At 31.3% G+C, this 22,362-nt stretch carries 25 protein-coding genes and 1 pseudogene; 16 read left to right on the forward strand and 10 right to left on the reverse strand.

What is annotated here, in order from left to right; translation table 11 throughout:
* The first annotated feature begins 303 nt into the window (after window positions 1-303).
* From B2217_RS15045 to lpdA, 5 genes are all read left to right on the forward strand, one after another.
* Window positions 304-678, forward strand: coding sequence for a hypothetical protein (locus tag B2217_RS15045; protein WP_280046233.1), 375 nt, complete (start codon window positions 304-306; stop codon window positions 676-678).
* A gap of 39 nt (window positions 679-717) precedes the next feature.
* Window positions 718-1,080 (forward strand): hypothetical protein, encoded by a 363-nt coding sequence (locus tag B2217_RS15050; RefSeq protein WP_280046234.1) that lies wholly within the window; start codon window positions 718-720, stop codon window positions 1,078-1,080.
* 262 nt (window positions 1,081-1,342) lie between these two features.
* Window positions 1,343-1,957, forward strand: a complete 615-nt coding sequence (locus tag B2217_RS15055) for a hypothetical protein (protein WP_280046235.1) — start codon at window positions 1,343-1,345, stop codon at window positions 1,955-1,957.
* Window positions 1,958-2,017: 60 nt separating this feature from the next.
* Window positions 2,018-2,404 carry a hypothetical protein gene (locus B2217_RS15060; protein WP_280046236.1) on the forward strand — a complete coding sequence of 129 codons (387 nt, stop codon included), beginning with the start codon at window positions 2,018-2,020 and terminating at the stop codon, window positions 2,402-2,404.
* Between the two features lie 174 nt (window positions 2,405-2,578).
* On the forward strand, window positions 2,579-3,979 hold the full coding sequence (gene lpdA / locus B2217_RS15065) for a dihydrolipoyl dehydrogenase (protein ID WP_115000751.1): 1,401 nt from the start codon (window positions 2,579-2,581) through the stop codon (window positions 3,977-3,979).
* A gap of 196 nt (window positions 3,980-4,175) precedes the next feature.
* Here lpdA and B2217_RS15070 read toward each other — a convergent pair whose 3' ends face one another.
* Entirely contained in the window at window positions 4,176-4,919 is a 744-nt protein-coding gene (locus tag B2217_RS15070) for a hypothetical protein (protein WP_038331483.1), read from the reverse strand.
* Window positions 4,920-4,990: 71 nt separating this feature from the next.
* Between B2217_RS15070 and B2217_RS15075 the strand changes: the two genes are divergently transcribed.
* A complete protein-coding gene (locus tag B2217_RS15075; RefSeq protein ID WP_038331486.1) occupies window positions 4,991-5,689 on the forward strand; it encodes a pseudouridine synthase in 699 nt (232 codons plus the stop codon).
* A 114-nt stretch (window positions 5,690-5,803) separates the two neighbouring features.
* Window positions 5,804-6,397: a hypothetical protein gene (locus B2217_RS15080; RefSeq protein ID WP_038331490.1), complete on the forward strand. Its 594-nt coding sequence runs from the start codon at window positions 5,804-5,806 to the stop codon at window positions 6,395-6,397.
* A 44-nt stretch (window positions 6,398-6,441) separates the two neighbouring features.
* Here the strand turns inward: B2217_RS15080 and B2217_RS15085 are convergent, their stop codons facing one another.
* The 5 genes from B2217_RS15085 to B2217_RS15105 form a co-directional block, all read right to left on the reverse strand.
* Window positions 6,442-7,149: a ZIP family metal transporter gene (locus tag B2217_RS15085; protein WP_125349338.1), complete on the reverse strand. Its 708-nt coding sequence runs from the start codon at window positions 7,147-7,149 to the stop codon at window positions 6,442-6,444.
* Entirely contained in the window at window positions 7,146-7,892 is a 747-nt protein-coding gene (locus B2217_RS15090; RefSeq protein ID WP_349680546.1) for a class I SAM-dependent methyltransferase, read from the reverse strand. Before B2217_RS15090 ends, B2217_RS15085 begins: the two co-directional genes overlap by 4 nt.
* On the reverse strand, window positions 7,883-8,260 hold the full coding sequence (locus B2217_RS15095; protein ID WP_280049523.1) for a Fur family transcriptional regulator: 378 nt from the start codon (window positions 8,258-8,260) through the stop codon (window positions 7,883-7,885). Before B2217_RS15095 ends, B2217_RS15090 begins: the two co-directional genes overlap by 10 nt.
* Window positions 8,261-8,426: 166 nt before the next feature.
* Window positions 8,427-10,208, reverse strand: a complete 1,782-nt coding sequence (locus B2217_RS15100; RefSeq protein WP_125349340.1) for an aminopeptidase P family protein — start codon at window positions 10,206-10,208, stop codon at window positions 8,427-8,429.
* A 98-nt stretch (window positions 10,209-10,306) separates the two neighbouring features.
* Complete coding sequence (locus B2217_RS15105) at window positions 10,307-10,780, reverse strand: DUF4265 domain-containing protein (protein ID WP_038331503.1); 474 nt, start codon at window positions 10,778-10,780, stop codon at window positions 10,307-10,309.
* 98 nt (window positions 10,781-10,878) lie between these two features.
* Between B2217_RS15105 and B2217_RS15110 the strand changes: the two genes are divergently transcribed.
* The 4 genes from B2217_RS15110 to rimO all read left to right on the forward strand — a co-directional run bounded on the left by B2217_RS15110 (window position 10,879) and on the right by rimO (window position 15,182).
* Window positions 10,879-12,036 carry a THUMP domain-containing class I SAM-dependent RNA methyltransferase gene (locus tag B2217_RS15110; RefSeq protein WP_291123013.1) on the forward strand — a complete coding sequence of 386 codons (1,158 nt, stop codon included), beginning with the start codon at window positions 10,879-10,881 and terminating at the stop codon, window positions 12,034-12,036.
* Between the two features lie 5 nt (window positions 12,037-12,041).
* The gene (locus B2217_RS15115; RefSeq protein WP_286478158.1) at window positions 12,042-12,476 is read left to right on the forward strand and encodes a DUF2750 domain-containing protein; all 435 of its coding nucleotides are present in this window, start codon (window positions 12,042-12,044) and stop codon (window positions 12,474-12,476) included.
* 6 nt (window positions 12,477-12,482) lie between these two features.
* Window positions 12,483-13,520: a glycosyltransferase gene (locus B2217_RS15120; RefSeq protein ID WP_291123009.1), complete on the forward strand. Its 1,038-nt coding sequence runs from the start codon at window positions 12,483-12,485 to the stop codon at window positions 13,518-13,520.
* Between the two features lie 357 nt (window positions 13,521-13,877).
* Entirely contained in the window at window positions 13,878-15,182 is a 1,305-nt protein-coding gene (gene rimO, locus B2217_RS15125; RefSeq protein ID WP_180904555.1) for a 30S ribosomal protein S12 methylthiotransferase RimO, read from the forward strand.
* Between the two features lie 52 nt (window positions 15,183-15,234).
* Here rimO and B2217_RS15130 read toward each other — a convergent pair whose 3' ends face one another.
* The 4 genes from B2217_RS15130 to B2217_RS15145 all read right to left on the reverse strand — a co-directional run bounded on the left by B2217_RS15130 (window position 15,235) and on the right by B2217_RS15145 (window position 19,203).
* On the reverse strand, window positions 15,235-15,366 hold the full coding sequence (locus B2217_RS15130) for a hypothetical protein (RefSeq protein WP_257468234.1): 132 nt from the start codon (window positions 15,364-15,366) through the stop codon (window positions 15,235-15,237).
* Between the two features lie 85 nt (window positions 15,367-15,451).
* Window positions 15,452-17,737, reverse strand: coding sequence for a GH92 family glycosyl hydrolase (locus B2217_RS15135; protein WP_180904554.1), 2,286 nt, complete (start codon window positions 17,735-17,737; stop codon window positions 15,452-15,454).
* An 89-nt stretch (window positions 17,738-17,826) separates the two neighbouring features.
* Window positions 17,827-18,483, reverse strand: a complete 657-nt coding sequence (locus B2217_RS15140; RefSeq protein ID WP_180904553.1) for a 3-oxoacid CoA-transferase subunit B — start codon at window positions 18,481-18,483, stop codon at window positions 17,827-17,829.
* A 6-nt stretch (window positions 18,484-18,489) separates the two neighbouring features.
* Window positions 18,490-19,203, reverse strand: a complete 714-nt coding sequence (locus B2217_RS15145) for a CoA transferase subunit A (RefSeq protein ID WP_038331757.1) — start codon at window positions 19,201-19,203, stop codon at window positions 18,490-18,492.
* Between the two features lie 149 nt (window positions 19,204-19,352).
* On the opposite strand from B2217_RS15145, the gene B2217_RS15150 reads away from it, so the two are divergent.
* From B2217_RS15150 to B2217_RS15170, 5 genes and pseudogenes are all read left to right on the forward strand, one after another.
* Entirely contained in the window at window positions 19,353-19,988 is a 636-nt protein-coding gene (locus tag B2217_RS15150; RefSeq protein WP_180904552.1) for a hypothetical protein, read from the forward strand.
* Window positions 19,989-20,008: 20 nt separating this feature from the next.
* Window positions 20,009-20,749: an intradiol ring-cleavage dioxygenase gene (locus B2217_RS15155; protein ID WP_115002068.1), complete on the forward strand. Its 741-nt coding sequence runs from the start codon at window positions 20,009-20,011 to the stop codon at window positions 20,747-20,749.
* A gap of 6 nt (window positions 20,750-20,755) precedes the next feature.
* A complete protein-coding gene (locus B2217_RS15160; RefSeq protein WP_180904551.1) occupies window positions 20,756-21,562 on the forward strand; it encodes an intradiol ring-cleavage dioxygenase in 807 nt (268 codons plus the stop codon).
* Window positions 21,549-22,061: a hypothetical protein gene (locus B2217_RS15165; protein WP_180904550.1), complete on the forward strand. Its 513-nt coding sequence runs from the start codon at window positions 21,549-21,551 to the stop codon at window positions 22,059-22,061. Before B2217_RS15160 ends, B2217_RS15165 begins: the two co-directional genes overlap by 14 nt.
* Window positions 22,054-22,362, forward strand: a pseudogene (locus B2217_RS15170) (hypothetical protein); the annotation flags it as partial. The gene B2217_RS15165 and the pseudogene B2217_RS15170, both read left to right, overlap by 8 nt.

Below are 22,362 nucleotides of genomic sequence, written 5' to 3' on the forward strand. Positions count from 1 at the left end.
AAACCTCTATTCATCATAGGTTGGTAAGATTCGTGTTTTTGGTTGATTTTTAGCTTGTTCGACCATCGTTCGACCATTGTTCGACGAATCTTCGGAAAAACGGCATTCTCGTCGAAGAAAACACGAACGAAAGTGGGTGGTAATTTGTAGAATTGTAGTTATTACAATAATGGGTATTGATTGTTTTTATTGGTATATTTGATTGTTAACTATAGTTTTATGAAAGAATGTAGAGGGAATTATGAAACTTTTTTGGTTGAATCTATTTCAAAAGTAGAATGGAAAGAATGTATAAAGTAAAATATGAACCAAAATATAATTGATAAATATCAAATAAGATTCGAAAATAAAGTTTTCGATTTTGAAACAGGTAAAGAAATTTATAAATCGATAAGTACCAATAATGGAGAGTTAACCACTTTTTTAAATGACTGGACGGCTCCAAAAATTAATGAATTACTATTACTAGATTTTGATGAAGCGATGGCTAATCCAGGTGAAAAAATAATAAATGGTAGTGAAACAATAAATATTCATATATATAATAATGTTGTAGAATTTTATAATTCAGATTATGATTTTGTTTCGGAGTTGCCTACCCAAGATTTCAAAGAAATCGTGATTGGTTGGAGAGATTTTTTACTTACGCCACCACTAAATGGCACTAAAATGTCTTAGCATTATGAATAAAAATAGTCATTTTATAGCAAGATAATTATGATAAAAATAGATTTATATACAAAATATTATTTAGGTGAATTGGAAACAACACTAATAGAAAAAAATAGTTCAAATCAAATATTATTTGAAGTTATCTTATATGATTATCATTTTAATAAAATACTCTCACTAATACCTTTAGGACAATATGATTCAGATAGTGTTATGTATAATTATTTCAATAAAAGTGGATGGTATGATAAAAATTGGGAATGTGAGAGGGTACAAGAATTTTTAGATCAACTTAATACTATTAGTAATTTAGTTTCAAATGATTTTTTAGAATCATTTAATGCAGTAAAAAAAATTTGCGAATCTGTAATTAGTCACAATAATCGTCTTTATATTGAATTGTTGTAGTAATCCATAAGAGGCTGTCTTAAAAGACAGTCTCTTATGGATTATAAGTAACACCAAACTTTTTGATAATTTTATAGCTGATTCAGATTGGTTTAAATGAATTTCATCCATGTACTTTGGAGCTCAATAACTTGCTCCACTTGAAGATAAAGAAGGGTATTTACCTCTCGGTAGTTTACAACAACCTTCTAAATCAAATGAAAAATAAACTAATTTAGATGAGATAGTAGAGTATTATATATAATTTATTAAAATTATAAACATGGATAATTTATTTTTAGAAAAATTAAATGATTTTAAAAAAGAAACAGTTTTTGAAAATGAAAAATCTGTTGCTAACATACTTTTATTTAAACATTATTTGCAAACAATGTATAAATGGTATTTAGAACTTTCATTAGAATGGGACTATAAAATAACTAAAAGAAAAGAAGGTCATAATCTTATTGAAATCATAAAACCTGGATTATCAAACAAAATGATTGATATTGATTTTTTTAGAGTTAATTTACTGAATGATACTAGTTTTAATACCAACAAGTATAGGGGATTTGATTACTTATTTGTTTATTTATTTATCTATTGGGATATTTTTGAAAATGAATATTTTTCTCAATATAAACATTTGCCAAATCCTTATTTATCAGTTATAAAGATTTTGCTAAGAGGGGGGCATATTTTTCATAACAATACATATTATAATGTTTCTGATATTGATATTCAGAAAAGTCCTAACACATTAAATTTTATTTTACCATCATTAGATGATGATTTCTTAGATTATATCGATTCAAAATGTAAGTTAGTTGGTAGCGATGGTATTCCTAACCAAGAAAGAGTAAACGAACTTTGGGAAGAGTTTCAACAAATAAAATAAGAATAATAAACCTCAGATTCTTTCTGAGGTTTTTGTTTTTTTTTAAAAAAAACTACAACTATGTCTAAAGCAGTATATTACGGAATGCAATTTAATGTTATTAATGATAGTGGAAATAAAAAAAATCCAATTATTATTAATATAGATAAATCGGAAATAGCTCAGAATCTAAAGGAATATATTGAATTTTTAGGACCAGAATTAGTGGATAAAATGATATATGATATTAATCCTGATTATGTTATGAATAATGTTGTAACTAACTATGTTGTTCAAGGAAGTGCAGAAGAAATAATAGTAATTAGTTCTCCTCCATCAAAAGTTGCATTTCATGATACTAATGGTGGGGTTATAAATATTCCTCTATTAGATTTTATTGACATTTTAATAGAATGGAAAAACTTCTTGAATTCATTACCGTATAAACATACTTTATCAGATCGGTAAAAATTTATAAGTCTTTTTTAAAAAAATTAAGAACTTAAAACTATAATAATTGTATCCATACTATTCGTAATTTCCTAACAAAATTCATTACAATTTTATAACGAAAATCTATTCGATATTGGTTATATTTGTAGAGTTTAAATTAATTATAATAATAAATCAAAATAAAACTATATGAGTTCTTATGATGTAGCCGTAATTGGTGCTGGACCTGGAGGATATGTTGCAGCTATTCGCGCAGCGCAATTAGGATTTAAAACAGCAATTATCGAGAAAGAAAGTTTAGGAGGTACATGTCTTAATGTAGGATGTATTCCATCAAAAGCTTTATTAGATTCTTCTCACCACTATTACGATGCTGTAAATCACTTTAAAGAGCACGGAATCGAAATCGATGCTCCAAAAGTAAACTTCACTCAAATGATTGCTCGAAAAGCAGGTGTTGTAGATACTAACGTAGCTGGTATCAAATACTTGATGAGTAAAAATAATATTGATGTTTTAGAAGGTACTGGTGCTTTTAAAGATGCAACTCATATCGTTGTAACAGCTAAAGATGGCTCTACTCAAGAGATTGAAGCTAAAAATACAATTATTGCAACTGGATCAGTTTCATCTGAATTACCATTTGCACCAACAGATAAAACTCGTATCATCACTTCTACAGAAGCATTAGCTTTATCTGAAGTTCCAAAACACTTAATCGTTATCGGTGGTGGTGTTATCGGATTAGAGTTAGGATCTGTTTACTTACGTTTGGGTTCTCAAGTAACTGTTGTAGAATATGCAGACCGTGTTATTCCAGGAATGGATGGTGCTTTGTCTAAAGAGTTGACAAAAGTATTGAAAAAACAAGGAATGAAATTCCACACTTCAACTGGTGTAACTTCTGTTGTAAATAACGGAAATGATGTTACATTAAAAGCAACTTCTAAAAAAGGAGAAGAAATCGAAATTAACGGAGATTACGCTTTAGTAGCTGTTGGTCGTCGTGCTTTCACAGGATCTTTAGGTTTAGAAAACGTAGGAGTAGAGGTTGACGAAAGAGGTCGTATCAAAACAAACGATCACTTACAAACTAATGTTTCTAACATTTATGCGATTGGTGACGTTGTTGCTGGTGCAATGTTAGCACATAAAGCAGAAGAAGAAGGTGTTTTAGTTGCTGAGCAATTAGCAGGTCAAAAACCTCATATCAACTATAACTTAATTCCTGGTGTTGTTTATACTTGGCCAGAAGTTGCAGGAGTTGGTAAAACAGAAGAGCAATTAAAAGAAGAAGGAGTAGAGTACAAAGTTGGTTCTTTCCCTTTCAAAGCTTTAGGACGTGCTCGTGCATCTATGGATACAGACGGTTTTGCTAAAATTTTAGCTGATAAAAACACAGACGAAATCTTAGGAATGCATATTATTGGTGCTCGTGCTGCTGATTTAATTGCAGAAGGAGTTGTAGCAATGGAATTCCGTGCATCTGCAGAAGATTTAACAAGAATGTCTCATGCTCACCCAACATTCTCAGAAGCGATCAAAGAAGCTGCTTTAGCTGCTACAGACAATCGTCCAATTCACGCTTAATCAAATAGATTTAAGATAAATTCCTAAAAAGCTGTTCGTAAGAGCAGCTTTTTTTATAATTTTAAACTTTATAAACATCAAGAATGGAAAATATCACGACTTTATTCAAAGAAAATTGGGACACAATATTAATTACTGTTATATCAGTGATAACATTTTATTTTGTATTTAAATCGAAAGAACGAAAGAGAAGAAATTAATTTTCCTTAAAGTAAACTGGGTTTGGGTAAAGAAATTCATAATTAAATTCATCTTGTATTTTTTGACTTGAAATTATTTTTCCTTCTCGATTTGTAGCGGAAATAATTTCCTTGTTTAATTGATATTCTAACACTTCTTCTTTGGTAGGATGTTTTGGTGCAACAACATTATAAATTGATGAATTTTTATTTGAATTAATCAAGTTCTCAATCACTTGACAAATATCTAGATAATGTATATGATTCACCATTTGAGATAGATTTTGACTATATAAATCTATATATTTAGAAAGAAATCTATCGTCTCCCATTAATCCACCTAAGCGTAAAATAATCAATTGATTGAACTTTTCTTTTAATTGATTTTCAATTGAATAATAAGGGTTGTTTAAATAAAAAGTTTCAATTGAATTTTCAGAAATAATTTCATTATTTTCAGGATAAATAGCTGTTGAACTAAGTAAAATAAGTTGATTGTTATAATCATCTAAAAAGTCAATTAAATGCTGAAACCGTTTTTGTAAATCTTCTAAATTATTTCTTCTTCCAAATGGAATTGTCACAATAACAAAATCATGATTGTGTTTAATTTTTTCAGATTTGTAATGATCAAAATCGATTGAAAAACAATTTTCTGCATCCGAAATTCGTTTCGTAGTTTCAATCAAAAATTGCTTTTCTAAATACTTTTCTAATCTTGATCCCAACCAACCTTTTCCAATAATCAATCCTTTTTTCATTCAATTTTATTAAGCAATAAATATAATACTGTTCTATTTTCTAACCGAAAATAACTTTCTATTTTTGCCAAATGTTAGAAATTCTTTATCAAGACGAATATATTATTGCCATTAACAAACCAAGTGGATTGTTGGTTCACAAATCTTTTTATGCGCGTGATGCGTCTGTTTTTGCGGTTCAGGAATTACGCAATCAAATTGGTGGACAACATGTTTATCCTATTCATCGTTTGGATCGTAAAACGTCAGGAGTTTTGCTCTTTGCTTTAGATAAAGAAAGTTTAAAAATTATGAATGATCGTTTTGCAACACGCGAAGTTGAGAAAAAATACTTGGCTATTTTGCGTGGTTGGTCGCCAGAAGAAATGACGATAGACTATGATTTGACGAATGATGATGGTGTAAAGCAAAATGCAATTACCTATTTTCATCGTTTACAAACGGCAGAAATTGATTTAGAATATAACAATCATCCGACTTCACGTTATTGTTTGGTAGAAGCAATTCCCGAAACTGGTCGTATGCATCAGTTGCGCAAGCATTTTCGTCATATTTTTCATCCAATTTTGGGAAGTCGTCCGCATGGATGTAACAAGCAAAATAAATTGTGGTTAGAGAATTTTGGATTGAAAGGAATGATGCTTCACGCGCATGAACTAGTGTTTAATCATCCAATTACAAATGAACAACTTGTTTTGAATGCAAAGGTAAATGAAGAATTTTCTAAAGTTGGAGATATTCTTGGGTTAGATTTAGAAAAATATAAATAATCTTAATTAATATTTCTCAATTTATCATTTATATTAAATTTATAATTCAGAACGTTAAATAATTGAAATTGAGAATAATGTTTCATAAATTAGTAGAACCAAATATTCTTGCTTATGAAACATTATTTTTACTCATTTTTTACTTTATTTCTTTTATTTAATTGTTCAGAAAATAAACCTGAAATTAAAAAGCTCACTCAACAAGAATTAACAGAAACAACAGAATTTAAAGAAGCTTCACCCGAAAAAAAACAATTATTTTCTGAACTTACAGCTTTTCAGAAAGATTTACAAAGTAAGCAAGCTCAGAAAATTCCAGATTATTTGGATTGTCCAAAACGTATCGAAGAATTGGATTTGAATACTAAAAATACAGCGATTCGTACTGATGTTGAGGCAAATTCATTTCGATTATCGACAAATTTAGTTACAGATAATTTTGATTTGATTTACAATGAATTAGATTTGAATATTATTAATGAAGCAATAAAATCTATTCCAGAAACGGATTTATTGGCAAATGATAATGTATCGACAAATGTAAAAATTGGTGAATGCGATTATCATACTTCAATTTTGATGAAAAACAAAGAAGTCGAATTTAATATTAAATCTTCGACACCAAAAAATGAATGTAAAAAAGATCAAAAATGGAAATTTGTTTCGAATGGAGAAATTCTTGTTTTAGATCATCGAAAAATGTTATAATAATAAAAAAAGAAGTTCAAATTTGAACTTCTTTTTTTATATTTTTAATGTGAATGCACATGCATAGAAACCGTGAGATAAGCGAGAATAAATCCAACCAAAATAGAACCGAATTTTTTCAGATTAAATTTGTGTCCTTCATTACTTTCAAATAAGATTACTGTAGAGATGTGTAAAAATATTCCTGAAACAATTGCACTCATTTCTAATGAATAGTTAGAAATAATAGTATGTTTTCCTAAGAAATAACCAAATGGAGCTGCTAAAGCAAATAAAGCCATAAATAGAAAACGTTTTGCGTTAGATTCTGTATGTTGACATAATGCGCTAAACAAAATCATTGAAACTGGAATATTATGAACAAAAATTGCCCACATAAAATTGTGAGATTCTGCATTTGCAACAGGAATTCCTTCGATAATTGAATGCAAAAACAATCCGCCAAAAATTCCGAAAGGAAATTGCTCTTTTTTGTGCAAATGAATATGTCCGTGCTCAACGCCTTTACTGATCGTTTCTAAAATAAATTGCACAACAACACCTAATAGAACAAACAATCCAATAGAATGATGGCTATGATTTTCGGATGGATGTCCATAGACTTGTGGCAAAATTTCTAAAACGGTCATCGCCAAAAAATACGCACCACTAAAGGTTAGTAGCAGTTTTGAGTTGTGTTTATTTTTGAGTAATATTCGAGAAAATAAAACTCCAATTAACACACTTGAAATTAAGATTAGACTTTCTTTCATTTGTTTAAAACTAGAATTAATCGGTCAGAAGTTTGTTCATCAAAAGCATCAAGATTATAATTTCCGAATACTTTATCTAAAATAAAACCTTCCGTTTCGTATATTTTTTTGAAATCGTTGAAATAAATTAAACGAACAAACTCTTCAAAATGAAATATTTCGCCTTTATCTGTGAAATCAATTTCTTTTTTGATAAAACCATTTTCGACAGATTTTGTGATTTTGAATAAAATTCCATCAATCAGCTTTTCCTCATAAGGAATCATTGTCGAAACTACTTTTTCTGCATTCAGATAATCTAAAACAAAGATTCCATGTGATTTTATTTGTTGTTTTACAGCTTCAAAAACTTTAAAATTATCTTCATAATTTTCAAAATAACCAAAACTTGTAAAAAGATTGAAAACCGCGTCAAATTCGTTTGGATGATAAACTTCGCGCATATCATGTTTTTCAAATTTTAAATATTCATTTTCAAATTGTTTAGCGTACTTGATACTTTCTTCAGATAAATCGATTCCCAAAACATCAAAACCTAATTTATTTAATGTAATAGCGTGTCGTCCCTTTCCACAAGCTAAATCTAACACTTTTGCGTGCTGTGGAAGTTGTAAATATTTCGTGATTTTTTGAATAAAATCTTCAGCTTCTGTTAAGCTTCTGTTTTTGTATAAAATATGATAATATGGCGAGTTAAACCATTTCACAAACCATTGTAAATCCATTGTTGTTATTATTGGCAATTTGAGCAAGTTCCTGTGATGACGCAATTGCAATCTTGCATCGAAAATCCTTCGGGTAAATTAATTTTTATTTCTTCTTTTAAGCAAATAAGTTGATTGCAAGTCGTGCAACGAAAATGAAAATGATCGTGGTGATGCTGTGTATGCTCACAACACGTCTTGCACATGGCAAAATAATTTACGCCATCATCTCCCACAACTTTATGCATCATTCCGTCTTCGCAAAAATTATTCAGAATACGATAAATCGTTGCTCTGTCCATTTTTCCTTGCAATTGCGTTTCAATTTGTTCCTGATTTAATGCAGTCGTACACGAATTGAACAAATCAATAACCGCTTGTTTGGTTGGTGTATTTCGTCTTTTCATTTCTTAATGCAAATATGTTGCAATAATAAGATAATTCTGAGAAATAAAAAAATCCTATTCACTTTCGAATAGGATTTTTTTGTCTAGCTGAATTTATTTTCAGTTTCTTATTTTTTTATGTCTGATTCTGAAACGAATTTAGAATGACTTTTTGTTGAAATTAAATTTACTTAGAAATAGCCTCACATTTTTCTTTTAACCAAGTTGTTTCTTTCTCATCTAAGAATGGAGAAATTTTCTCGAAAACAAATTGATGATAATTATTCAACCATGCAATTTCTTCGTTTGTCATTAAATTAACATCAATCAAATTTTTCTCAATTGGGAAAACTGTAATAATCTCAAACTTCAAGAAATCACCAAATTGAGTAGACATCGCTGGTTGAACAATCATTAGATTCTCGATTCTGATTCCGTATTCACCATCGCGATACAAACCAGGTTCGTTAGAAAGCACCATTCCAGCTTTTAGTGGAGTTAAATTCTCTTCTAAACGAATACTTTGTGGCCCTTCGTGTACACATAAGAAATGACCAACTCCGTGTCCAGTTCCGTGCCCATAATTGAAACCGTTTTCCCAAAGCGCTTTACGCGACAAAACATCTAACAAAGAACCACGAGAATTAACAGGAAAAATAGCTTCCGATAAACCAATATTTCCTTTAAGAACTAAGGTGTAATCTGTTTTTTGTTGCGCTGTTGGTTCTCCTAACATCAATGTGCGCGTAATATCTGTTGTTCCTTCCAAAAACTGAGCTCCAGAATCGATTAACAACATTTCTTTTCGACCTAATGTATAAGCAGTTTCAGGCGAAGCAGAGTAGTGGTTCATTGCGCCGTGATCAGCGTATCCACAGATAGTCCCGAAACTTGCACCTTTACAATTTTCCTGTTGCGAACGGAAAAATTTCAATTGCTCATCAATTGTAACTTCATTAATATTATTGTCAATATTTTCTTCTAACCACATGAAGAATTTAGTTAAAGCAACACCATCTTTTACCATTGCATTTCTAAAACCTTCTTGCTCGATTTCATTTTTAACAGATTTCAAGTTTGTTACTGGAGAAGCAATTAAATTAATAGTTGAAGAAGTAGAAATTGCTTCGTATAACGATTGATTAACTCGATTTCCATCTACCAATACATGCGATTTTTCGTTTTGTTTCTTTAAATAATCGTAAACCGCTAAATAAGGTTGAATTGTAATTCCTTCATTTGCTAAAGCAGTTTTTGTTTCTGGAGTTACTTTTGCTTCATCTATAAATAAATACGCATTTTCTGTATCCACAGCGGCATATGAAATTGTCAATGGATTATAGTTAACATCATTTCCACGAATATTAAATAACCACGCAATTTCATCCAACGAATTCATGATATATACATTGGTATTTGCTTTTTTCATCTCATTGCGCACTTCCGAAATTTTTTCTGAAGCAGATTTTCCAGCAAATTTTACATCATAAATATAGAATGGATTCTCTGGTAAAGCAGGACGATCTTGCCAAGCTAAATCAATTAAATCAATATTTTTAACTGAAAGTTGATTGAATGAAAACTCGTTATAATTTTCTGCAAAAGCATTGTGCGCAAACATTTGCGGATTAAGACCAACAACTTCTCCTTCTTTTAATTGAGAAATAATCCATTCGTTGATAGAAGGAGTTTCTGGCATTCTCATTTTCATCAACTCAAAAGTCGTGTCTTTTAATTGATCTTCTGCCTGAATAAAATATCTCGAATCCGTCCAAACAGCCGCTTTTTCTAATGTTACAACTGCAGTTCCAGCCGATCCATTGAAACCTGAAATCCATGTACGCTCTTTCCAACGATTTGGTAAATATTCGCTTCCGTGCGGATCTGTTCCAGGAATAATTGTTGCGCTAACTCCATTTTGTTTCATAACCTCTCTCAAAGCTGAAAGACGATCTGTGATTTTTTCCATTTTATATCGAATTCTAAAAAATTAAACTTTAATAGCCGAAAGGTACGAAGAATGTCGATGAAGGAAAATATAGAAATTAAAAAATATTATTAAGATTATTATCTGGTTTCATCACGATGTTTTTCTGATAAAACAGGTTCTGCAAAAGCAATAAATTCATTTTCTTGTAATTCGATTAATTTATCAAAAACAGATTTATAATTTATTTTTAAAGGAATTTCTAGAACAAAGTATTTTTCATTCAGCGCTTCACTTTCACAATTCAAATTCTTGAAAATATTTCTAATATCATCTCTATTAATTTCATCATTCATTATTATAACTTGAACTGTCGAATTTCCAGAAAATTCAATTACTTTTCTAAAAGTCAAACATTCTTCATCGTTATCATATTCAGCAAATACTATATCGTCACTTGAAAAACATGGACCATAGAACGGAATATTTTCAATTTTATATAATCCTTTTTCTTTGTCTATGGTTTCTGTCCAAAGTGTTTCAACTATTTCTTCTTCTAAAACCTTACTATAATATCGAACCAATATTTTTTCATATTTAGTTTCTTGATCCATGAAATATTTTTTGTTAAGATATAAATTAGTTTAGAATATCGAAAAACAATTATTCCTTTCTCCATTTCCTTTATTTCCCGTACTTTTGTAAAAATTTTATTTCCTTGGAAAATTTCAGAATGATTGCGAAAACCTTTTTTGGTTTCGAAGAAATATTAGCGCAAGAATTAAAAGCGTTGGGTGCGGCAGATGTTAAAATCCAAAACCGAATGGTTGAATTTAATGGCGATTTAGGTTTTATGTACAAAGCAAATTATAGCTTGCGTACAGCACTTCGTATACAGAAGCCAATTCTTTCGTTTTCTGCGAAAAATGATCATCAATTGTACGAGAAATTCAAGAAATTTCATTGGGAAAATTATCTGAATGTTGATCAAACTTTTATGATTGATCCAACTATTCACTCAGATTATTTTACGCATTCGCATTACGCAGCGCTTAAAGTAAAAGATGCTATTGTAGATCGATTCAAAGAAAAAAATGGTCGTCGTCCAAGTATCGATAAAGATTTTCCAGATGTACGTTTTAACTTACATATTTCGCACGATAAAATTACGTTGTCGTTAGATTCTTCTGGAGAATCGTTGCACAAACGTGGTTATAGAGAAGAAACTGGTCCAGCTCCAATTAACGAGGTTTTAGCAGCAGGTTTGTTGTTGCAAGCGGGTTATGATGGAAAAGGAAATTACCTTGATCCGATGTGTGGTTCGGGAACAATGTTGATTGAAGCAGCGATGATTGCGAATAATATTCCGTCGCAAATTCATCGTAAGCATTTTGCTTTTCAGAATTGGCCAGATTATGACGAAACATTGTTCACACAAATTCGTAATACGCGTCTAAATCGAATCAAAGAATCTGAATATAAAATTGTTGGATACGAAATTTCTCCAATGATGGTAAAAATTGCGCAGATGAATATAAAATCTGCTGATTTAGAAGATTTCATCGAAATTCGTCACCAAGATTTCTTTACATCTAAAAAGGAATTATTCCCAGTTTTATTGGTGTTCAATCCTCCTTATGATGAGCGTATTGAAAACAATAACCAAGAATTTTATAAACAAATTGGAGACACGTTAAAATCGAGTTATCCAAATACATTGGCGTGGTTTATCACATCAGATTTACAAGCCAAAAAATATGTCGGTTTACGTCCTTCGAAAAAGGTAAAAGTGTTTAACGGTAAGTTAGAATGCGACTTTTTACAATACGAAATGTACGAAGGAAGTAAAAAAACTAAAAATCAAAATTAAGAGAAGTGAGTCAATTTATAAAAGAAATTTGTCAAGATCAAAAAGTATATCTTTTAACTTCTGAAGAAGGTTTTGCTATTTCGTATTCGGAAGAGTTTGAGTACGAAGATGGCTCTAATTTAGAAGTAATTTGCTTTTGGTCGAATACAGATTTAGCTGAAAAAGCGAAACAAAATCAATGGGCAAATCATAAAATTGATTCGATTGATTTGAATACTTTTTTAGAAGAATGGTTGTTCGGAATGATTGAAGAAGTTTCTTTGGTCGGAATTAATTTTGACGAAACTTCGAAAGGAGAGGAGCAAAGTCCATTGGATACTATTTTGGCAATTGTTCACGAATTGAAACAATCAAAATCAACTTTCAAATTGAATCATTTTAAGAGTTTAGATGAAATTCAGAAAGTGACATTAGAGTTGAAAGAATCATTCAATCAATAATATATTTTGGGAAAAGAAGATTTGCAACTTTCGATAATTATTGCCGTTTACGAACGTCAAGATGAATTGACAGAATTATTGTCAAGTTTAGCGAAACAAACGGATAAGTTATTCGAAATTATTATTGTAGACGATGGTTCTCAAAATAAATTGGATACAGTTTGTGCTAAATTTGAAACTCAATTAGATCTTCATTATTATTACAAAACAAATTCAGGTCCAGGAAAATCGAGAAATTTTGGAATGGAAAAAGCGAATGGAAATTATTTCATTTTCTTAGATTCTGATACGATTATTCCTTCGACTTATATTGAATCGGTTAAAAAAGAATTGACAAACAATTTTGTTGATGCTTTTGGTGGTCCAGATGATGCAGATGATTCGTTTACAGATTTGCAAAAAGCAATTACATTTTCGATGACTTCTTTTTTGACAACAGGAGGAATCAGAGGAGGAAAAAAGCAAATTGGTAAATTTCAGCCGAGAAGTTTTAATATGGGAATTTCTCGTAAAGCGTATGGAAAAACAGGTGGTTTTGCGGATTTACGCGTTGGAGAAGATCCAGATTTATCAATGCGTTTGTGGGAAAATGGTTTTGAAACGAGATTATTTCAAGATTCTAAAGTGATTCATAAACGTAGAACTTCGTTAAAGAAATTTGCGAAACAAGTCTATCAATTTGGAGTTGCGCGCCCAATTCTTAATCAACGTCATCCAAATTATATCAAACCAACTTTTTGGTTTCCGAGTTTATTTTTTATCGGAACTTTAGTTGCGTTTTTATTTTTATTGTTGAGTTTTATTCTTCCGAAACATCAATTTATTTTACAAATTCCGTTTGTTTTGTGGTTAATTTATATGTTTTTGATTTTTATTTTCTCAACTATTCGTTTCAAATCTGCGGTTGTAGGTTTATTATCAATTCAAACAACTTTAATTCAATTTTTCAATTATGGTTATGGATTTTTAGAAAGTCAATTTAAATTGAATATTCTTAAACAAAATCCTAAAAAGGCTTTTCCGAGTCATTATCATATCGATTAAATATAAAAAATAAAGGTCAAGATTTCTCTTGACCTTCTTAATTTCAAAGCATTGCTTTGACATCTAACTTAAAATACTAATAAACTCAAATTTAATATTATTTATCAAACTCTAAGGTGTTTTAACTACTTATATTTTGTAAATCAATTAGTTAAAATAGATTTATTGAACGAATTTTCAGTAGAACATCGTAAGAATTGATTAATTTTCTAAAATAGTTAGTTGTATAGAAATCTATTCTATTTAAGATTATTTAGGTTTAAAAATTTTTATTTTAGCTATTTATACTTGTTCCATTCAATCTTTTCGGTTAGTTCTCTCAAATATTTTGTAATTTTGCAAACTTAAATTAGAGTAATGCGTACAAAATCGACTGGAAAAAAGAAAATTAATGTAATTACGTTAGGATGTTCTAAAAATGTATACGATTCTGAGGTGTTAATGGGACAGCTGAAAGCCAATGGGAAAGAGGTTGTACATGAGCAATCTGGGGAAATTGTGGTGATTAATACTTGTGGTTTCATTGATAATGCAAAAGAGGAAAGTGTTGATACAATTTTAGATTACGTGCAACGTAAGGAAGATGGTTTGGTGGAAAAAGTTTTCGTGACAGGATGTTTGTCAGAGCGATACAAACCAGATTTAATTGAGCAAATTCCAAATGTTGACCAATATTTTGGTACGCGTGAGTTACCATTATTGTTAAAAGCTTTAGGAGCAGATTACAAGCATGAATTAGTTGGAGAACGTTTAACAACAACCCCTCGTCATTATGCTTATCTTAAAATTGCAGAAGGTTGTGATCGTCCTTGTTCTTTTTGTGCAATTCCTTTGATGCGTGGAGGAAATGTTTCTCGTCCAATCGAAGATCTAGTTACAGAAGCTACTAAATTAGCAAAAAATGGAACGAAAGAATTGATTTTGATTGCGCAAGATTTAACGTATTATGGATTAGATATTTATAAAAAACGTGAATTAGCGACTTTATTAAAAGAATTAGTGAAAATTGAAGGAATCGAATGGATTCGTTTGCATTACGCATTTCCAGCAGGTTTCCCACAAGATGTTTTGGATGTAATTCGTGAAGAACCTAAAGTTTGTAATTATATCGATATTCCGTTACAACATATTTCAACGAAATTATTAAAATCAATGCGTCGTGGAACAACACACGAAAAAACGAATGCATTATTAGATGCGATGCGTACAAAAGTTCCTGATATGGCAATTCGTACAACATTGATTTGTGGTTATCCTGGTGAAACAGAAGAAGATTTCCAAGAAATGAAAGCGTGGGTACAAGAGCAAAAATTTGATCGTTTGGGATGTTTTACTTATTCTCACGAAGAAAATACGCATGCCTATAATTTAGAAGATGATGTTCCTGAAGAAGTGAAACAACAACGTGTTGAAGAAATTATGGAAATTCAATCTCAGATTTCGTACGATTTGAATCAAGAAAAAATTGGAAAACAATTCAGAGTAATGATTGATCGCAAAGAAGGTGAGAATTTTATTGGACGTACAGAATATGATTCGCCAGACGTTGATAACGAAGTTTTGATTTCAGCAATTGATACCTATTTACCAGTTGGTGATTTTGTAAATGTAGAAATTATCGAAGCTTACGAATTCGATTTAATTGGAAAAGTAATTGATTAATCAATTTTAGATATAACAAAAAACCACTTCGAAAGAAGTGGTTTTTTTATATTTAATTTTTTGCGTTATTGCGACGTTTTTTCTTTAAACGATTCGTTTGAACTAATTGTTTATGTTTTGGATCTTTTAATTTATCCACTAAAACTTGTAAATGATTTTCTTCTTTTTTTGCCTTTTTAGCCATTTTTCTTGGTTTTAAATTTGATTTAAAATAATCATTATTCCTCAAGTAGTCAAACTTATTTGTTTAATTATAAAATATTTAACGTTTACTTTTTAGGTTTATCACTCATGTAGAAAGTGATTTTTCCGCCATTCACAATATCAAAATGATTCAAATTAAAAGATGAATAAGTTTTTCCATTCAACTCAATTTTCTGGATGTAAACATTCTTCTTCGATTGATTTTTAACGTCAATTTCAAATTGTTTTCCATTTTCCAAATTCAATATAGCATGATCTACTAAAGGACTTCCAATTCCGTAATCAGTCGATCCTTGTTGAACCGGATAAAAACCTAATGCACTAAAAATATACCAAGCACTCATTTGTCCCGTATCATCATTTCCGCCCAAACCATCTGGTGTTGGCTTGTATTGCATATCCAAAATCATTCTGATTTTTTCTTGTGTTTTCCACGCTTGTCCAGCCCAATTATACAAATACGCAACATGGTGTGCCGGCTCATTTCCATGAACATAACCACCAATTATACCTTCACGCGTAATGTCTTCTGTATCCGCAAAATATTCGTCAGGTAAATGCATCGTAAATAATTCGTCCAATTTCGCTCCAAACTTCTTTTTTCCGCCCATAGCTTCAATTAGTCCATTTGGATTTTGAGGAACGAAAAAGCTGAAATTCCACGAATTTCCTTCAATAAAACCTTGTCCATGTGTATTCAACGGATCAAATTCTTTTTTGAAACTTCCATCTGTTAATCGAGGACGCATAAATCCAACCGAAGCATCGTAATTGTTTTTCCAATTCTCAGAACGCTTCATAAATGTTTCATAGACATCCATTCGATTCAATTTTTTAGCAGCTTGAGCAATCGACCAATCATCGAAAGCATATTCTAACGTATTCGAGATTGAAGTTCCATTTTTCTCGGCTGGAATATAACCTTTGTCGATATAATCGCCAATTCCTTCATAATCATGCTTATTTGCTGTGACAATACACGCATCCAAAGCAGCATTTGCATCTCCATTATAAATTCCTTTTACAATTGCATCTGCGATTACTGTAACCGAATGATAACCGCTCATACACCAGTTTTCGTTGGCGTAATGCGACCAAATTGGCAACATTTTGATTGGATTTTGCTCATAATGTTTCATCATCGATTTTACCATATCATTGTTGCGTTTTGGCTGAATGATATTGAACAACGGATGCAGTGCACGATAGGTATCCCAAAGCGAAAAAGTGGTGTAATTTGTAAAATCTTTGGCTTGATAAATTTCTTGATCCAAACCTTTGTATTGCCCATTCACATCCATATAAGTTGTTGGATTGATGAAGGTGTGATACATCGCTGTGTAGAAATTTATTTTATCATTTTCTGACGCTTTGATCTGAATTCGATTCAATTCTTTGTTCCAATTTTTCTTTGCTTCATTGCGCACTTGTTCAAAATTCCAATGTGGAATTTCTGTTGTCAAATTTTCTAACGCATTAGTTTGACTAACTGGAGAAATTGCAAATTTTATTTTTACTTTTTCATCTTTTTCTGTATCAAAGTCAAAATACATTTTAATCTTTTTTCCTTCAATTAAAGGAAAATTCTGCGTTTCGTTCCATTTTCTCCAAAAACCTTTGTAATCAACTTGACCATCTTCATTTTTCTGACCATAATTTTTGAATGGTTTCGAAAAAGTCATCGCAAAATAAACCGTTCTATTTCTAGCCCAACCTCGTGTCTGTCGATAACCAGTAATCAACGTATCATTCACCACGCGAACATATGTCCACGTATTTTTGTCATCGTAATTATAAATTCCAGCATTCAAATCCAAAATAATATGTGAATCAACTGATTTTGGAAATGTATATTGATGAAAACCAACTCGCGTAGAAGCGGTCATTTCTGCCCAAATATTGTAATCATCCAGTTTCACTTTGTAATATCCCGCTTCGGCAGTTTCGTTTTGATGCGAAAATCGAGAACGATAACCACTCTCAGGATTTTGAGCAGTTCCGGGATTCAGTTTTAATTTTCCAACGGTTGGCATAATCAAAAAATCACCCAAATCAGAATGTCCTGTTCCATTAAAATGTGTATGACTAAATCCTGTTATTGTTTTATCTTCAAAACGATAACCCGCACAATAATCATAAACTTTTGGATTGTATTTGTGATTGATAGCATAAGGAATAGAATCCGTTTCAGGACTTAATTGTACAGAGCCAAAAGGAACAGTTGCGCCAGGGAAAGTGTGTCCCATTTTCTCTGTTCCAATCATAGGACTGACGTATTTCACTAAATTCTGTTGCTGCGCAAAAGCAAGAGAATTTAGTGAAAGTAGAGCGATTACTAATTTTGTTTGCATCGATTTTTAAGTATTAATTTGAATAAAGTTAAACAAATCGAGCATAAAAAAAGGAAAGCTTTTCAACTTTCCTTTCTAATCTTTATTTTTTATAAAACCATTTCCGGAATTTCTCCTTCAATAATTAATTTTCCTTCGGTTGCATTTTTGATGTCTTCCACAGAAATTCCAGGTGCTCGCTCCAATAATTTGAAACCACCTTCTGGTAAGACTTCTAAAACAGCTAATTCAGTCACAATTTTTTTGACACATTTTATTCCAGTCAAAGGAAGTGTACATTCTTTTAGAAGTTTAGATTCTCCTGCTTTGTTCACATGTTGCATTGCTACAATAATATTATCAGCCGAAGCAACCAAATCCATTGCGCCGCCCATTCCTTTCACCATTTTTCCAGGAATTTTCCAGTTGGCAATATCACCATTTTCCGAAACTTCCATTGCACCAAGAATTGTTAAATTGATTTTTCGTGCGCGAATCATTCCAAAACTCATCGCCGAATCAAAGAAAACTGAACCAGGTAAAGTTGTAATCGTTTGTTTACCTGCATTGATAAAATCAGGATCTTCTTCACCTTCGATAGGGAAAGGTCCCATTCCTAATAAACCATTTTCTGATTGTAAAACAACATTTACATTTTCGGGAATATAATTGGCAACCAATGTCGGAATTCCAATCCCTAAATTCACATAAAATCCGTCTTGTACTTCTTTTGCAATACGTTTTGCAATTCCATTTTTATCTAACATTTTTTCTTATGATTTAGGTTGAACAGTTCTATTTTCGATACGTTTCTCGTATTTCGCACCTTGAATAATTCGATTTACATAAACACCAGGCGTATGAATTTGATTTGGATCTAATTCTCCAATTTCTACCAATTCTTCCACTTCGGCAATTGTAATTTTTCCGCACATAGCAGCTGGATGATTGAAATTTGCTGTTGCACCGCGGAAAACTAAATTCCCTGCAGTATCACCTTTCCACGCTTTTACAATTGCAAAATCAGGCTCGAAAGCATATTCTAACAAATATTCTTTTTCAATGCCGTGAAAGGTAAACTTTCTGATTTCTTTTCCTTCAGCAACTTCAGTTCCAACTCCAGCAGGCGTAAAAATTGCAGGCATTCCATAACCAGCAGCCATCAAGCGAGTAGCTAAAGTTCCTTGCGGAATCAATTCAACCTCTAATTCACCCGAAAGCATTTGACGTTCAAATTCTGCATTTTCTCCAACATAAGAAGAAATCATTTTTTTGATCTGTCGTCCTTGTAATAATAATCCCAAACCAAAATCATCAACACCAGCATTATTACTAATACAGGTAAGATTATTGATTTTTTTGTCCACTAAACCTTGAATAAGATTTTCGGGAATTCCAGAAAGTCCAAAGCCTCCAACAGCCAGCGTCATTCCGCTTTCTACACCTTGCAGTGCTTCTTCGATGCTGTTTACTTTTTTGTTTATCATTTTTGTTGTGTTTGATCGTATAAATTCTATTGCTAAAGATAAATAAAATCGAATCATAATTCAATTAACCTACAAAAATCTTGGGTTAACCTCTAAAATTTAGTTGAATTAACATGATAAATTACATTTGTTTCAAGATAATATGAAGTATGATAAAGTTGTGTAAAGCCGAGAATCGAAATTTATTTGAGAATAAATATATCAGAATTAATGCATTAAATGATGATAATTCTATTTCTGATTTTGCTTTTATTGATGATGTTGCTGTGAACGGTCAAGGTACTTATCAAAAAGTAATTAAAGAAAGTGGTTATTTGATATTGTTGCCTTTGATGAATAATATTCGCTTGAATATGAATGGTTTTAATTGGAAAATTGAAGTCAATCAATCGTTTATTTATTATTTAGAAAAAGGAACCATTATCGATATCGAAGGTGAATACAGCAACGATTATTCGTATTTCTATTCGTTGTTTTTGGTAAAAGAAAAACAGCAAATTGCTAAAATGATTGTTCCAATTGATTTTGAACGTGAAAATAGATTAGAGAAAATTATTCGCCATGATTTGTTTAATGTCTTTTTAGGAAAATTTGATTTGAGAAGAGAATCAGAAATACCAATGAAAAAAGTTGAAAGAAATTGGTTAGTCATTTCGTTAACAGGAATTTTTGAGATTCATAATCGTTTAATTGAATCAAGAGATTTATTGGAAATTAAGTCAGATGAACACGTCGAATTTGAATCGTTGAGCGAAAATTCTTTGTTAATGGTAATTGATTACTAATGCTAAAAATACATAACAAAATGGAAAGAAAAGATTTTATCAAAAATAGTTTGGGTTTATTGGGTGCAAGTTTAATTGTTCCGAAAGTTATATCGTCTTGTTCGAGCGATGATGCAATAAATGATGTTTCGACTTCGACAACAGAAGGTGGAACCAATCAATCGTGTACGGTTTGGCCAACCGAAACAGAAGGACCTTTTCCTACAAAAACTCCGTCGAGTTATATGAGAAGCGATGTAAAAGGCGACCGAACGGGTGTTGATGCGACGATAGAAATTGTGGTGCAAAATGCGAGTAACAATTGTTCTGCTGTAGAAGGAATTATCGTTGATATTTGGCATTGCGACAAAGATGGAAATTATTCTCAATATGGAGGGACGCAAATGCAACAAACCAATTATCAATCCTATAATTTTTTGAGAGGTAGACAAATCACCGATTCTGAAGGAAAAGTGAAGTTTACAAGTATTTTCCCAGGATGGTATTCAGGTCGTGCAACGCATATTCATGTACACATTTACAACGCAAATGGTGTTTCGATAAAAGTGACGCAAATTGCTTTTCCAGAAGGTACAAGTAGTGCAGTTGCAACGGTAAATTCGGCTTCGTCTTATGGTTATACAAAAGGCTTGACGGGTTATACATATAATGCAAAGGATAATGTTTTTAGTGATGATAAAGAAGGGTTGCAAATAGCAACTGTTTCAGGAAGTTTGAGTGCTGGATACACCATTTCATCCAATATTAAAGTTTCAATTTAAAAGAAAATGGAAAGAAAAGATTTTATAAAAAATAGTTTAGGATTATTAGGAGCAAGTTTAATTGTTCCAAAAGTGTTGATGAGTTGCAAAGACTCTAATGTTGTAAATGATTGTGAAGTATGGGCCTCTGAAACAGAAGGTCCATTTCCTACAAAAAAGCCAGAAGATTTTTTATCTAAAAATATAAAAGGCGATCGAACAGGAGTAGAGGCGACAATTAAAATTAATGTAACAAATGTTGATGAAAGCTGTCAACCTTTAATAGGCGCGATTGTTGATATTTGGCATTGTGATAAAGATGGAAATTATTCGCAATATGGCGGAATGCGTATGCAACCAACCGATTATAAATCATATAAATTTTTGAGAGGTAGACAAGTAACCGATGAAAATGGAAATGTTGAATTCAATTCTATTTTTCCTGGTTGGTACGAAAGTCGCGCAACGCATATCCATGTTCATATTTACGATCAAAAAGGGAAATCATTAAAAGTGACTCAAATTGCTTTTCCAGAAGGTGAAAATTCTGCTGTAAAAATTGTAAATTCAGCCAAAGAATATGGTTATACAAAAGGTTTGAATGGTTATACGTATAATGCGAATGATAATGTTTTTTCGGATGATACAGACGGAAATCAATTGGCAAAAGTGAGTGGAAGTTTAGAAAAAGGCTATACAATTGAAGCAAATATTGTAATTTCTACAGAAAATATAGAGGAAGCAAAAGAGCCGATAGGCGGAGGACCAGGAATGCCACCACCTCCAGATGGAATGCCTCCTTTTGATAGAAAACCAAAAGATGAAAACAATTAAAAAGGTTCAGTTTGCTTATCGTTTAGTGATTGATGCTACAACAACTTCAATTTGGGAGAAATATGTTTTTGATGCGACGTACAAAGAGTATTATTTGCAAGAGCAGCTTTTTCAGCAAGAAACGAATAAAGTAGAAACTTTTCGAGAATTGTTGCGCCAAAATAAAAAAGCTGAGCAATTGAATTATTTGGTGGGAATGGCGGCGATTCCGTATATCGAACAATTGGAAGGAAATTTGTATCAAATCACAGATAACTTGAACAAAACCCACCTTAATTTTGTAGATTTCGAGTTGGATATTATAAATTCATCTAATCAAAATCACACAAATCACAAGGTTGCGCTTACATTTTATACCAAACAATATTTCTATTTTGGAGAAGTGAACAATCATTATTTAATTTCTTCGGATGAAGAATTAAAAACTAATATAAAAACATTGATGATTCCAAATAGACAACATTTTTCTATTGTTTCAATTGAGTTAGAAGATGAATAAAGTAAAAATTACAAAGAGAGAAATCGTTATTTTCAGCATAGTTTCAATCATATTTCTGTTGATTCCTTTTATTGCTGCGCCAAATTTTTCGAGCGATCAATCCATTTTCAAAACAGGTTTTTTCAAGCGAATGCTTTTCGAAAACATCTTATTGTTAGTGTTCTTTTTGGTGAATTATTTTGTATTAATTCCAAAATTATATTTTCAGAAACGTTATTTTTTCTACATCGTCATTCTTATAATTTTCTTTTTTGTGGTATATAAATTTCCAGAATGGGCATTTCATTTCAATAAAATGCAT

Origin of the sequence: Empedobacter sp. UBA7620 (genome assembly GCF_002484185.1) — a bacterium.
GTDB lineage: Bacteria > Bacteroidota > Bacteroidia > Flavobacteriales > Weeksellaceae > Empedobacter > Empedobacter falsenii_C.